Origin of the sequence: Auritidibacter sp. NML130574 (assembly GCF_003185725.2) — a bacterium.
Classification (GTDB): domain Bacteria; phylum Actinomycetota; class Actinomycetes; order Actinomycetales; family Micrococcaceae; genus Auritidibacter; species Auritidibacter ignavus.
The window spans coordinates 2,034,587-2,047,080 of sequence record NZ_CP031746.1; the positions used below are offsets into that span (position 1 = coordinate 2,034,587).

At 59.5% G+C, this 12,494-nt stretch carries 17 protein-coding genes and 3 pseudogenes; all 20 read right to left on the minus strand.

Annotation, left to right across the window (positions count from 1 at the left end):
- Positions 1–32: 32 nt before the first annotated feature.
- Complete coding sequence (locus DCC27_RS09260) at positions 33–284, minus strand: ABC transporter substrate-binding protein (RefSeq protein ID WP_110101456.1); 252 nt, start codon at positions 282–284, stop codon at positions 33–35.
- Positions 285–632: 348 nt separating this feature from the next.
- Positions 633–1,487, minus strand: coding sequence for a hypothetical protein (locus DCC27_RS09265; protein ID WP_110110716.1), 855 nt, complete (start codon positions 1,485–1,487; stop codon positions 633–635).
- On the minus strand, positions 1,484–1,813 hold the full coding sequence (locus tag DCC27_RS09270) for an AAA family ATPase (protein ID WP_110101455.1): 330 nt from the start codon (positions 1,811–1,813) through the stop codon (positions 1,484–1,486). The genes DCC27_RS09265 and DCC27_RS09270 overlap by 4 nt, the downstream gene beginning before the upstream one ends.
- Before the next feature lie 6 nt (positions 1,814–1,819).
- Complete coding sequence (locus tag DCC27_RS09275) at positions 1,820–3,127, minus strand: ISL3 family transposase (RefSeq protein WP_117328628.1); 1,308 nt, start codon at positions 3,125–3,127, stop codon at positions 1,820–1,822.
- Between the two features lie 337 nt (positions 3,128–3,464).
- Positions 3,465–3,671: a hypothetical protein gene (locus DCC27_RS12110; RefSeq protein ID WP_146206417.1), complete on the minus strand. Its 207-nt coding sequence runs from the start codon at positions 3,669–3,671 to the stop codon at positions 3,465–3,467.
- Between the two features lie 84 nt (positions 3,672–3,755).
- Entirely contained in the window at positions 3,756–4,160 is a 405-nt protein-coding gene (locus tag DCC27_RS12845; RefSeq protein WP_158278448.1) for an EndoU domain-containing protein, read from the minus strand.
- 74 nt (positions 4,161–4,234) lie between these two features.
- Positions 4,235–4,333 (minus strand): annotated as a pseudogene (locus tag DCC27_RS12850) (transposase); the annotation flags it as partial.
- 61 nt (positions 4,334–4,394) lie between these two features.
- Positions 4,395–4,634 (minus strand): hypothetical protein, encoded by a 240-nt coding sequence (locus DCC27_RS09285; RefSeq protein ID WP_110100954.1) that lies wholly within the window; start codon positions 4,632–4,634, stop codon positions 4,395–4,397.
- Between the two features lie 51 nt (positions 4,635–4,685).
- A pseudogene (locus DCC27_RS09290) lies at positions 4,686–5,383 on the minus strand (SCO6880 family protein); the annotation flags it as partial.
- Between the two features lie 28 nt (positions 5,384–5,411).
- Positions 5,412–5,570: pseudogene (locus DCC27_RS12855) on the minus strand (DNA primase); the annotation flags it as partial.
- A 303-nt stretch (positions 5,571–5,873) separates the two neighbouring features.
- Complete coding sequence (locus tag DCC27_RS12530; RefSeq protein ID WP_233242849.1) at positions 5,874–6,179, minus strand: helix-turn-helix transcriptional regulator; 306 nt, start codon at positions 6,177–6,179, stop codon at positions 5,874–5,876.
- A gap of 81 nt (positions 6,180–6,260) precedes the next feature.
- Positions 6,261–6,665, minus strand: a complete 405-nt coding sequence (locus DCC27_RS12535; protein WP_233242848.1) for a hypothetical protein — start codon at positions 6,663–6,665, stop codon at positions 6,261–6,263.
- A 491-nt stretch (positions 6,666–7,156) separates the two neighbouring features.
- Positions 7,157–8,044 (minus strand): polysaccharide deacetylase, encoded by an 888-nt coding sequence (locus DCC27_RS09300; protein ID WP_110100952.1) that lies wholly within the window; start codon positions 8,042–8,044, stop codon positions 7,157–7,159.
- Positions 8,045–8,104: 60 nt separating this feature from the next.
- Positions 8,105–9,187, minus strand: coding sequence for an MFS transporter (locus tag DCC27_RS09305; protein WP_110111017.1), 1,083 nt, complete (start codon positions 9,185–9,187; stop codon positions 8,105–8,107).
- Positions 9,184–9,615 (minus strand): multidrug efflux SMR transporter, encoded by a 432-nt coding sequence (locus tag DCC27_RS09310; RefSeq protein ID WP_110111018.1) that lies wholly within the window; start codon positions 9,613–9,615, stop codon positions 9,184–9,186. The genes DCC27_RS09305 and DCC27_RS09310 overlap by 4 nt, the downstream gene beginning before the upstream one ends.
- Positions 9,616–9,655: 40 nt before the next feature.
- Entirely contained in the window at positions 9,656–9,976 is a 321-nt protein-coding gene (locus tag DCC27_RS09315) for a multidrug efflux SMR transporter (protein WP_110111019.1), read from the minus strand.
- Complete coding sequence (locus tag DCC27_RS09320; RefSeq protein WP_110111020.1) at positions 9,973–10,503, minus strand: nucleoside deaminase; 531 nt, start codon at positions 10,501–10,503, stop codon at positions 9,973–9,975. The genes DCC27_RS09315 and DCC27_RS09320 overlap by 4 nt, the downstream gene beginning before the upstream one ends.
- Positions 10,500–11,120 carry a DsbA family protein gene (locus DCC27_RS09325; RefSeq protein WP_110111021.1) on the minus strand — a complete coding sequence of 207 codons (621 nt, stop codon included), beginning with the start codon at positions 11,118–11,120 and terminating at the stop codon, positions 10,500–10,502. Before DCC27_RS09325 ends, DCC27_RS09320 begins: the two co-directional genes overlap by 4 nt.
- An 86-nt stretch (positions 11,121–11,206) precedes the next feature.
- Positions 11,207–11,614 (minus strand): MarR family winged helix-turn-helix transcriptional regulator, encoded by a 408-nt coding sequence (locus tag DCC27_RS09330; RefSeq protein ID WP_199223087.1) that lies wholly within the window; start codon positions 11,612–11,614, stop codon positions 11,207–11,209.
- 104 nt (positions 11,615–11,718) lie between these two features.
- Positions 11,719–12,492 carry a maleate cis-trans isomerase gene (locus DCC27_RS09335; RefSeq protein WP_110100946.1) on the minus strand — a complete coding sequence of 258 codons (774 nt, stop codon included), beginning with the start codon at positions 12,490–12,492 and terminating at the stop codon, positions 11,719–11,721.
- Positions 12,493–12,494 lie beyond the last annotated feature (2 nt).

Below are 12,494 nucleotides of genomic sequence, written 5' to 3' on the forward strand. Positions count from 1 at the left end.
ATATACGAGAAGGTGTCGTTGGACTATTCCTCCTAGCTACGGTCGTGAAATTCCTGGTCGATCTCTTCGATCAGCTTCGGGGCCTGGTCTTCTTCCCCCAGAACGGTGGCGACGGTGTGAATCTGTTCTTCCCACGTGATGGTCCACGTCAACTCGAGACAAGCCGCTCTCAGACCGATATCGTCCAGCAGGTCGTACTGCTTCTGGGTCATACCTGAGCGCGGTGCCAGGATCACGTCGGGGTCGAGATCAACAATGGCGTCTCCGCTGAGCTTCGGACCCACTCATAGCCCCCGAAGGCGCTAAGTGTCAGAGGCACAACAGCGGTTCCGACCAGAGTGGTGAGTCTGTTCCGGGTCTTTTCCCAACGATTCATGGGATCTCCTTCGAGGTAGCCACGGTGGGACGGTACCGGTGCCACCTCACGACACCTTGTCGACCTTACAGTGTGTGAGTACTCGACAACACATCGACGGCAAGTCTTATATCGTTATGCAAGACCAATAGATAGTTATCAGGTATCCCGAGGGAATCGCCGTGACCGCAGAAAATAATCACATCCACCACGAACGGTGCCGGCACACTGCCAGCGACGGGCAGGTTAGGATCCTGCCCGCCGCATCACCGCACAATTAGTTGAGTGAAACGTGCCGATTCCAGGAACGGTGGGTGCGCCACATGACGATGACAAGCGTGAGGATCGTTCCGACGAACACGCCGAGTGGCATGATGGCGCTGTCACCATCGGCAAAGGCGATCTCGAGGGTGTTGATGACCACCAGCTGCGGTGTTCCATCGTCACTAACAACAGTGAAGTCGAATCCCAACGGAATAGCCAGTATCGCAAGAAAGATAATGGCTTGGCTACCGACGTAGGTGATCACGGCCATCAAAACCAGGCCACCAATGCCCATTCGACCGAATGGACCCTCGCTACCGACAGAGGCGATGAATGCGTACATCACCGGCCAGGTGAAAAATATGAATAGCACCACGATCGGCAGGTACACTCCGAGGAGCAATGGTAGCGGGATGAAGTCGCTGATAGCCTCTAGTCCCGAGCCCAACGCCACGAACAAGTTCGGCTCCTCAGGGCCCAAACCAGCAGCGGTTGGTGAGCTCGCAAACGTGAACCAGGCGGCCCAGAACAGCGGGAATCCGATGATCAATACGACCGCCGTCGCCAGCATCATGTGCAATAACTTCGTCCAGAAGATAGTTGCGCCTTTCACCGGAATCGCGTGAGTGAGGTAGCCTCCACTGCGAAACCCTGAACACCAAAAGTCGATGGCGAGGGCGATTTGAGTCGCGGGCACGAGCGCCACGATCGGTAACACGATCAGTGGTGGCCCGAAGTGACTCACGACTGGCAGATTGATCCACATCAGCAGCGTGCCTAAAGCACTCGCCGCGAGGGCGCCACCGATGATGATCGCAAGCAGAACGCGGGTGCGGATGAACTCGTGTTTTAAGAGTGTCAGTGTCATCGGAATACCTTTCGGAAAAGCTGGTCGATACTCAGACCGTGTTCAGCGCGCAGATCGTCGGCGTTGCCGGTGAGCGTGATACGACCGTGGCGCATGAACACCACCGTGTCGATAGCAGGTTCAAGGTCGTGGATGAGGTGAGTTGACATCACCAACAGTGAGTCGGGAGCCAGGTTGTTGAGGACGGTGTCGAGGATCTCGTCGCGCGCGGCCGGGTCGATACCGCTGATCGGTTCATCAAGCAGGTAAAGCTTGGCCCGGCGGGACATGGTGAGCGCGATCTGGATCTTCTCGCGCATACCCTTCGACATTTCGCGCAGTTTCATGGCTCTTCACAATCGAGGGTGTAGACGGGGCTTGAATCCTCCGCTCTCGAGCAAGGACCTGGCGATGTAGTTGGTGAGATTCCGGAAGCCCAGGGCGGATCCGCGCAGGTGTTCGAGTCGTCCGTTGATGGCCTCGGTGGGTCCGTTGGAGGTTCCGGGGCGGTCGAAGTAGGCCAGGATGTCTGCCGCCCTTTTCTTCAACGTCCTACCCAGACCGGCCAGCTCGATGAGCTTGGTCGGCACTGCCCGGCCCAGCTTGGCGATCAGCTGCTCCATCATCGCCCTGCCCTCGGCCCTGTCTGTCTGGCGGTAGGCGGCGACCATGTGCTGGTAGAACGCCCACGTGGCCTCGACCTCCACATGCTCGTCAGCCTCGAAGAGGTCCTGGATCCTGGAATACTGCTTCTCGGTGAGCAGGTCGGCCCCGGTCAGCAGGGTCCGGCGGGCCTTGTAGAGCGGATCCTGTTTGCGGCCCCGGTGGCCGTTCACCTGTTGCTGGACTCGCCGGCGGCATCGCTCGAGCGCGTCTCCGGCCAGGCGGACCACATGGAAGGGGTCCATGACCGTGGTGGCTTCGGGGATCTCCTCAGTGGCTGCGGTCTTGAAGCCGGTGAACCCGTCCATCGCCACCACCTCCACGCCATCCCGCCAGGAAGCCGGACGCTCGGCCAGCCAGGTCTTGAAGGCCTGTTTGGAGCGGCCCTCGACCATGTCCAGCAACCTCGCCGGACCGGTGCCGACGCGCAGTGGTGTGAGGTCGATGATCACGGTGACGTACTTGTCGCCACGCCGGGTATGGCGCCAGACGTGTTCATCCACGCCGATCGCGGTGACCCCGTCAAACCGGGCCGGGTCGTCGATGAGCAGACGCTTGCCCTCGGCCAGCACGGCGTCGTTGGCGGTGTTCCACCGCACCCCCAACGCCTCGGCGACCCGGGCGATGGTCAGGTGCTGCACGACCAGAGCTTCCAGGGCCCAGCGCAGGGCACGGCGGGAGAGCTTGGCCTTCGGCTCTGCCGCGGCGGTGGTGTCCTGGCGCCAGACGTGGGCGCAGTCGGCGCACCGGTAGCGCCGAACCGTGACGTGCAGAGTCGTGGGCCTCCAGCCCAGCGGCTCGTGCGCCAGCCGGCGGATCACCGTGCCCCGCGCGGTGCCCTGAGAACCACAGCGGTGACACCACTCATCTGGCTCCACCACCCGACAGGCCAGTACCGCCCGCCCGGGCTCCACCCGTTGCCCGGTAGCTTGAAGGCCGAGCTCGTCCAGCCGGCAAAACTTGGTCAGGTCACAGTCGTCGAAGGTAGCGTTAGGCACGTCGAGGTCTTTCAGATGGCTTGTGTAGGAACTTCCATCATCGGAAGGCCTCGACCTCTATCCAGCTATCGACGCGCCACTTCCCCGAGACCCCCGTCTACACCCTCGATTGTGAAGAGCCACAAAACCCAGGACGGTTCAGTGTTTTCGGACAACCCGACCACACCCTTTCCTTCAACTCATCAAGAGACCGCGCAAAACGGGCGCGTACCACTAAAAAACGGGCGCGTACCACTAAAAAACGGGCGCGTACCACTAAAAACCCGGACACCACACCAGCAACCGGGCACAACAAAACCCCGCACCACAAACGGGTACGGGGCAGTGAAAAGTAGATCTATGCCACTCGCTGATTCAACTCACGCAAACGCGAAATATCCTCGATGGCAATCTCATCATCCGGATCATCCTCATCAAACATCTGAGCAACCTCATCCAAGAGTTCCATCGGAACACGAACGTCTTCTTCTAAAGCCAAGGTCAGACAAAAGCCAACAGCTAGAGGAATTTCCCTATGTTCTGACAAACTCAGCGCAATTTCCATAGTCGTGTCTTGATCCCCCACCACGGGAAGAAGGATATCCCTCAATGAAGAGAAAATCTCAAAATAGGACCTCATATATCAATCTTACTCTGGGTGTGCCGTAGAAATGAATCTCATGCCATTCTTGCGCCGACTCGTCACAACTCGCACAACAACACCGTCGACAGACTTCCTATGTAACGTACGATGACCACGCACAAGCGCTTCACCATGATCTAGCACCTCTTCAATCGCGCCTGCAATATCGTCTCTTGACCAGTCTTCAGGGAACTCAGTGCGAGGCACACCTCGTTCCTTCTCAAAAATCCACCCAAATCCTGGATAGTGGCCGCCCTTGCCCTTCGGCGCTTCCGAAAAACTTTTATTATCTCGTTCTCCGTAGAGGATGTGGTTCCATTGCTTCGAATCAAGGGGCTCAAATCCTTCAGGCTGGAGTTTTGGCGGGTTTTCCGGATTCCTAGGTGTAGTTCCCCGGGAGGTTGTGAACACTCGCGGGGAATTACAGCTAGCCTGCCATAATCGGTCGGACTCAGCGACGGCTGCGGCGCTGGATTGGCCTTCCGGTGCTTGTGCACCCAGTTACCCAAAGCGCCGGGATTGATCTCCAACTCCCTAGCGACCTGGGCCATCGAACGGTCAGACTGCAAAACCAACTGCACCGCCTCGGCCCTAAACTACGGACAGAACTGCCGCCTCCAACTAGCTAACATGATCTCGATCCTCTCATCTCAAAAAACTGTCCAAGAACCTAGATACACCCCAGATCGCGTGCTCCCGGTGACGGGTGTGGGCCTCCGCGCGTCGGCGCAGAATCCGGTCCAGGGCCCGCACCCCTCCGAGGGTGTCGGAGATGACGACATACAACTGGTCCGGATCTCTGACCGCCATGGTCGCGTCCGCAAGATCTCGCAAGGCAGTGTTGGCAACTTCTGCGCTCTCGGCAGGATGGGCAGGCGTAGGCATCACGGCACCTTCTTTCGTCTCCGGTGATGCCCCTCAGGTACACCCGACTCGTCAGACCTGTCGGCACAGTGGCAGAGCGGCGGTGAACGCCTTCGCTTGCTGTCCGACTAGCTTGCGGGTCTCACAGGAGGACTGGATCGCGGCCTTGGTGATCGCCGAGACCGCCGCATCGAGATCCTCAAGCGTGTCAGCGGTCACGGAGACGGGACCGCTGTAGCGCAACACCCCGTGCCCGGCGGTGAGGTCGGTCTGCTGCTCCTGGTACTCCGCGTTCTGGGAGGCGTCCTCGATCTGCCCGATCCGGGCCCGCTGGGCGTCGTCCGAGACGTATTCCACCTTCTTCTTGCGGATATCGCGGGCGGCCTGATCGGTGCGCATCGGCGTGACGATGAGGGAGAACGACCGCAGCACTCCCGTCGACAGCAACACCGGGGCGAGGAAGCCTGGGTGGACGAGAGACCTGGGCCATTCCGAAACCCATAGCACCGCGTGATAGGCGGAGTCCGTGCGCAGATGCCCCCAGGCCTCGTTCACGGCGACCAGTCCGGCCGTGGCCAGTTCCTGGCCCAGGTCGCCATGACGGTCCAGGGTCGAGGCGATCGCGGGATCGTAGGCGGAGCGGAGGATGACGGCGATCTGTCCGGTGCTCAGCCATTCGGTGAATGACAGGTCCGCGGCCCGCAGTGCCGAGGTCATTGTTCTCATCTCCTGTCGCAGCACATTCGCCCACCCCGGAGTCCGCCACCACTCCTCGATCTGATTCAGATCGGTTGTCGCGTCGTGGAAGCCTTGCGGCGTGATCGGGTGTTTCCCGTTCGGAGCGCACACGAACACCAGCACGCCCATGCGGGCGAACTCGCGCGCGGCAGCAGGAATCGATCCCGATGCCCCCACGTTCTGGAGCGCTCTCGACACGGCGTTGCGTTTGGACCTCATGAGCGTGAGCTCGATCCGGGTGCCAGCACCGGTGATTGGGAGCGTGCCAGGGCACGCTCGGGCACTGCCGGATGGTCCGCGCGTAGTTCCGTGTTCGCACCGTGTGGTCTCCTCCCGACTGGTCACCTGTGAGGTGAGCCAGGGCGCCCAACGGTCGAGACGGTCAGTGGATGAGGAGGTTGGCCGCCAAGTCCGTCGGAGCACCTGGTGTATACACCGGCATAGTCGTAAAACAAGGAACCATGTGCCGTATGGTGCGAATGATCCGAATATTCGGACCGAGATCCGTCAGATCAGAACCAGTCAGAAGGCTTGTTGCTCGGTGCGCTTGAGTGCACGGTAGCGGCTTGGGCTCATGCCCATGATCTGGCGGAAGAGACGTGCCGCATGTCCTCGACTCGCCCATCCAACTTGTCGGAGTATGCTGTGGATCGCATCATCTGTATCTCGGAACAAGCGAGCCATCTTTTCGACACGCAACATCGTCGGCCACGCGTGCGGGGTCTTGCCGAACGCCGCCACAAATACTTGGCTGAATCGCGAAGCCGACAGGGGTGTGGCTGACGCGAGTTCTGCACAGGTCCACGAGTGCGCAAGATTCTGCCTCATCAGGTCCGCGGCTTGTAGTGCTTCTGCTCGAACTGCAGAGAATTTTCTATGCCGTGGTCGGGTCGGCAACGTGCTTGCGCGCTACCCGGGCGAGATCCGCACTGGAGTAACTTGCACGAACAGCACGACGACATCAAGGATCGAGAACCACAGTACTTGCATTCGGTGAGCGTGGAGACTAAGTCCGTGTGGGTCCAGACTCAGTTTCACAATTTCATCTACCCAGGGCATCAGTAGCCCAACCCGCCCCTCGCCGAGGTGGCGAACCTGAGCGGGATCGGCGTAGATGATATCCGCGAAATCTTGCGTATCTAATCGGTCTCGAATGACGTTGACGTACTGCCAGTAAAGCTGGTGGGGTGCATAGTCTGGGTCAATATAGACGGTGCTCGTTAGGATTTGTGGCTCAGGGTCGGATCCGCAAAAGACCCCTGCTCCCAGCAAGACAACATCACCGGCATTAACAGCCCGCCGATTGGAGTTCACGGTGAGGAAAGCTGATCCATCACAGATAACGATAAGTTTGGTGCAATCATATGCTGTCGGACCTATCGGCCTATGGAGGGTTTTCGTTCTCGCAAGTATTGGCGCGAACTCGAAGTCGGGAAGGGGTGTGTGAATGTTCAATATGTTGATGGATTCTTGCTCTCCCTCCCAGGCTGCGGGAGCTTCATCGCCTATTCATTTGGGCGTGGGTAGTGCAGAGAAAATTAGGCTGACGGATCTTCGTGCAGTGTTGGAACAGCTAGGTAACCATTGCTGCCATTGCGACCGTTGGCCTCAGGCGGACACCGCCCGCTGAGCACATGGAGTACACGTCGGCTGGAGCGAAACCTGCGCGGACGAACAGAGCTACGCAAATGCAGGTCTGCAATCGTGGCAAGCTGACAACAGTGAATCCGGGTTCTCAAAAAACGGTCGACTATCATTCGATACCCAATTAGAGCGATGAGCCCCTCCCTTCTTATTGTGGCCAATCACTTTTGAACGCGGGGGAATCGCTGTTTAAAGTCTGTCGCGACGTCCTTCATGAACATAAACTCGACACCGTCGTGCTCTGACATATGCTCGATGAACCGCTCGAGCATCAATAGATTCTGTGGGCGACCGCTTACATCGGGATGGATCGTCATCGGAAAGACTGCGTAGTCCATTTCGCGATAGACCCAGTCGAACTGGTCCCTCCACAGCGACTCGAGCGCTCGGGGAGTTACGTATCCGTGGCTGTTCGCGCTTCCTTTGACGAACATCATTGGCGGCTGGTCATCGAGATACCAGCTTGCTGGAATCTCGATGAGGTCTGTCTCTGTCCCGCGTTCCAGAGGCTTCATCCACTCCTTGGCCGAAGCCGCATCGAAGTTGATCGGTGTCCACTCGTCGCCGGCGCGCACATAGTAAGGAGTGTGATCGTCGTGCATGAGTGAGTGGTCGTACAGGAATCCACGCTCGTGCAGGATTTCGTTAGTGACTCTCGAGAACTCCCACCACGGGGCTACGTATCCCACCGGTCGCCCACCCATGCGCGACTCAAACAACTCCAGGCAGTAGTCGACCACCTCCGTTTCTTGCTCCCTCGTCATCGACAGTGGATTCTCATGGCTGTACCCGTGCATACCTACTTCGTGTCCAGCCGCAAGCGTCCTCTCAAACTGCTCAGGGAACGTCTCAATCGAATGCCCCGGCCAGAACCATGTCACTGGAATCTCGCGGTTCTGTGCCAGCTTGAGCAGCCGAGGAACCCCGACTTCACCCGCGAACATTCCACGCGAGATATCGCTAGGTGAGTCCTGCCCACCATACGAGCCAAGCCACCCGGCGACGGCGTCAACGTCAATACCGATAGACACCATGATCTTCTTAGACACTTTGAGTTCCTCCTTGAATGATCTTGATTGCTCGTTCGGAAAGGTGATGTTAAAAGTGACCTAGCCTTGAGAGAAGGCCCATCCAGCAGCGAGTGCACCGATACCTAAGCCAGCGTCGAAGGCGATGTTCCATCCTGCACTGGCCATCTCCGTATTTCTGGACGTGCGGGCGCGTCGCATCATGGCGGTCAGCGCTGCCGTCTGACCTACCCCAGACGTAAATCCGATGACTGCAACGGCTAGGAGTATGCCCAGACGAGAGAGAACGACAGAGAAGACCATCGTTGATAAGGCAAGGATTCCGGCTGCTGTCACAAGGATGGCAAGCGGCGGATATCGATCAGATAGGCGGCCTCCCACCAGGCGACCCAGCGCCAAGCACACTTGGACCATCAACGCAGCCAGAACCGGTAGCCACGTACCCTCTGTGTCGCCGACTGAGGACAGAACGGCGGCGTAGAGACTCACGGCGAAAAGGTGACCCACCAGGCTGGTGATGACAATAGTGGCGGTAGAAAAAGTCCGCGAGCGTTTCAGAGAATCAGGCGCGGCGAGCTCCACCGACGGGCTGCCCAGCTGTAGATTAGAACGGTTGTCGGTGGGCGATTTCGCCTGCCCTGCCGGGACCAATGCGCTCAGCGCGAAGGCACTCCCGACGAGCGCTACGGCCAATTGCCCTCCTAGCTCGGCAGCATAGAGGCCTATCGGGGCTCCGAGCGCTCCGCCCACCGCTGAGCCAAAGCCATAGGTGCCGAGGGCGCGGCCGGTTTGGTCAGATGCTGCCTGCTCTTTGACCCAAACGGTACTCATCACCACGAAGACGCCGAAGCCAAGGCCGAGAAGTAGTGATCCTGGCCACTGGTTCATCAAGGGGAGGATCGCACTGCCCAAGCCCATAGCCGCCAGTGCCAGCATGACGGCAACGCGGCGATTCCTGACCCATCTCCGCCCAATGATAAGAAGCGGCTGGACGGCAACGACGACGAGCATCACTATGCCTACTCGTGCTCCAGATGAGATGCCTGACTCGTTTAGAGCGCTTGATGCTGTGGTGTAGAAGGTATAGAACGCGGCGAAACCACCACAGCCCGCAACCGCTATTCGACCTACGATGCCGTAGGAGCTGGGCCGCGCTGAGGTCACTTGTGCAGTTCCGTAGCCGCTCTGGAGGTACTGTCTGACTTCGCCGAGAGCTTTGGACTGTCAGCGAGCTTGAGCCAAATGACACCGCCGATAATGACTGCGAGCCAGAACCCCTTGATTAGGGTGAGTGTCTCGTCGAAGAAGACTGGCCCCAGCAGGGCGGCGCCGACCGCGCCGATGCCGGCCCAGACAGCGTAGCCGATGCCGACATCGATTCTCTTCAGGGCTACGCTGAGGAAGAATAGAGTGAACAGGAAGAACACGATGGCCACGAGGGACCATGTGGGGTTTGTGAAACCATTGCTTCCGTTCACGCTCAGGGCGTATCCAACCTCGAATCCTCCGGCGAGGAGGAGGGCGAGCCAGGCGCCAGCCTTCTTCTCAATGTCTGTCGGAGTGGTGGTCTCATGATTGGCAGTGGTAGCCATGAGAATGATCCTTTCTGAAGGTGATAGTGCAGGCGTGGGATTAAGCGGCGCCAGCAAGGTTGAGGCCGACAACACCGGCTATGACGGCGCCAATGCCCAGGAGCTTTTTCCAGGTTAGTTTCTGGGAGAGGAAGAGCGCGCCGAGGACGACGATGCCGACTCCTGCCAAGGAGGTCCACAGTGCGTAGCCGACGCCGACGTCGAAGGTCCGCAGGGCCAGGCTGAGGAAGAAGGTGGCTATGCCTCCGCTGACGAGGGTGGCGATACTCCACCAAAGCTTGGTGAAGCCCTGCGCCTTTCCGGCGGAGATGCCAACGGCGACTTCGAAGATGACGGCTATTCCGAGGTAGAGCCAGCTCATGATGGATGTCCTTTCAAAGGTGCATTCGAACGCTGGTCAGCGTCCATTGTTGATCTGTGTGTGTGAAAGTAGCGAGCGAACGGTTCGTTGCCTCGTTCGGCCGGAAAGGAGTTGAAGACGGTGGACCGAAGCTCATCAGTAATGCCGAGCGAGAGGTAGCTGGTGCGGTAGTCGAAGCCCCATTCGGCGACGGCGTCGCGATCGACGGCGACGTATATGGCATCCACGCCTTGATCGATAGCGAAGCGATAACACAGTCCGCAGGGTTCGCCCGTGGCCACCAGCGTGGTGCCGGAGAGGTCGTCCCGGTCATCAGAGTTGAGCACTTCGCGCATAGCGACGATCTCGGCGTGGGCGGTCGGGTCACGGGTTTCCCTGACCCGGTTGACTCCAAAATCAGAGATGACGCCGCTGTTGTCGACGAGCACGCCAACGAAGGGCAGCCCTCCGGCCTCGACGTGCTCAACACCCACTACGACCGCCTCGTTCATGGCCTGAATGAGAACGTCCGGTGGGATGGTGCTCATGATCGGGCCTCGGCGGCCGTCGCGCCCTCGGCCAGAGTGTCGACAGTCTTCTTTAGCCGCGCGCCGCTGGGTACCCCGCGCAGGAACTGGCCCTCGACCACGATGCCTGGCACAGAGGTGACGCCCACGGTGTTGACCGCATAGTTCTGATCGGCTTGCTGCCTGGCCCGTCGTTCCTCACTGTGCAGAGCCTGTTCGGCCTCCTCCCGATCGAGGCCGGCCGAGACTGCCACGTCAAGGATCACGGGATCCTTGCCGATGTCCCAGTCATCTTGGAAGAAGGCCTTGAACATCGCCTTGGAGTACTCCTCGGCTTTGCCCTGCTCCTGAGCCAGCTGCAGGACCATGAATGCCTTCTCCGTGCGCGGCTGGGGAGATACGGTCGGCAGGCTGATGGGAACATCAAGCCGTTCGGCCATCGGGTAGACGGCGTCTCTCCAGATCCGTGGCAGGTAGTCGTCCTCCGGGCGCAGGGTGGGAACGGGATCCGGTCGCAGCTCGAACGGCCGGATGGTCACTTCGACATCACGGTCCCGTTTGAGTTCCTCGATCGCTCCCTCAACGAGGAAGCAAAACGGGCAGACGTAATCGACGAAGACATCGATCTTCGTGGTCATAGTGCTGGTCCTTTCAATCATGTTACTGCATGTGCATGCATCTATATGGGTAAAAGGTGGCCCTTCTCGCTCGAGGGCGCCAAATGCTAAGATGTAAGCTTGCTGATCGCCTCGAAGGAGTGGTCAAGGCCGGCCAGATCTAGCTGTGGGTACTGCTTGGCTGCGTCGCAGAGCAGTTCGCTGATTTTCGCATCGTAGGGGTCGCGGATCTCCTCCACGGATTTGAGGCCTTTCTCAGTGATGACCGCGTAGACCCCGCGTCCATCGTCGGGGCAGGTGTCTCGGAACGCCAGCCCCTTGTCCTCCATTCGCCCAACGAGTCTGGTCACGGAGCTTGAGTTTAAGCTGACCTTCTGGGCGAGCTCGTGGATACGTAGCTCCCGCTCCGCGGTTCTGCTTAGGTGAAGGACTGCACGATACTCGGTGAGTCCGATTCCGTAGGTGTCAACGAGCCATTTACCCAGTGTGGCATCCACTGCGGCGACGATGGCCACAACCTGCGACCATGCCGCGCTGAGGTTGCGCGTCGGGGGGGTATGTGCTTGCTCAGAATGATCCGTGTACATGCACATAACCCTACCATGTGCGTTCGCGCAGCTCACCTCTCGGAGAAGAGGCGACCGTATCCTTCCACCTGGGATCTCAGGCCGCTTCCGTCGAGGCTGGCCCACAGCAAAACCTGGTTAGCGGTGAGCATCGTGATGCCGAGCGTGGACTCGAGATGATCGATCGCCCCGATAGCTCGCTGTCCGTTGCCGGCGATGAACACGGCCTGAGCGCCGGTCGTCGCGACCAGTTCGTCCACTGCTGCGGCGGTGGCTGCCGGAGTGATGGTCAGCGGGCCTCCTGTAGGACCGCTGGGGGTTGCGGAGACGATGTCGATGCCGTGGTCTCGGAAGTAGGCCTCGCCGGCTCGGCAGAGCTCGTCGTCGAACCAGGAGGGCGCCATGATGGCGATCTTGTTCAGACCCAGCTTTCGGATCGCGGCAGTGGCCGCGGTGCCCGTGGTGTCGAGCTTGATGCCGTGACTGACCGTTGACAGGCGCATGAGCAGTTCTTGCTCGCGGTCTGCTCCGATCTTGAACGAGGAACTGGTGAAGGCCAGTCCGATGGCGTCCAAGGGCGAGCTGGAGAGGCTGTCGACCGTGCGGTCGATGATCTCTGGAGCAATGAACTGCATGACCGGGTCATGGGCGATCTTCTCGTCGATGGTCCCGCCTGGGTGCATCGGGCTGAAGTCGACGCGTGCTCCGTGGATGGTGCTTCGTGTGCCGGCGAGCATCGCCTGGGCTTCGGCCTCCGGGCCGATGTCGGCGTGAGGGGTGACGATCCCGAGTTTGAAGTCGGATTCCCAACCGTCGTATTTCCACACGT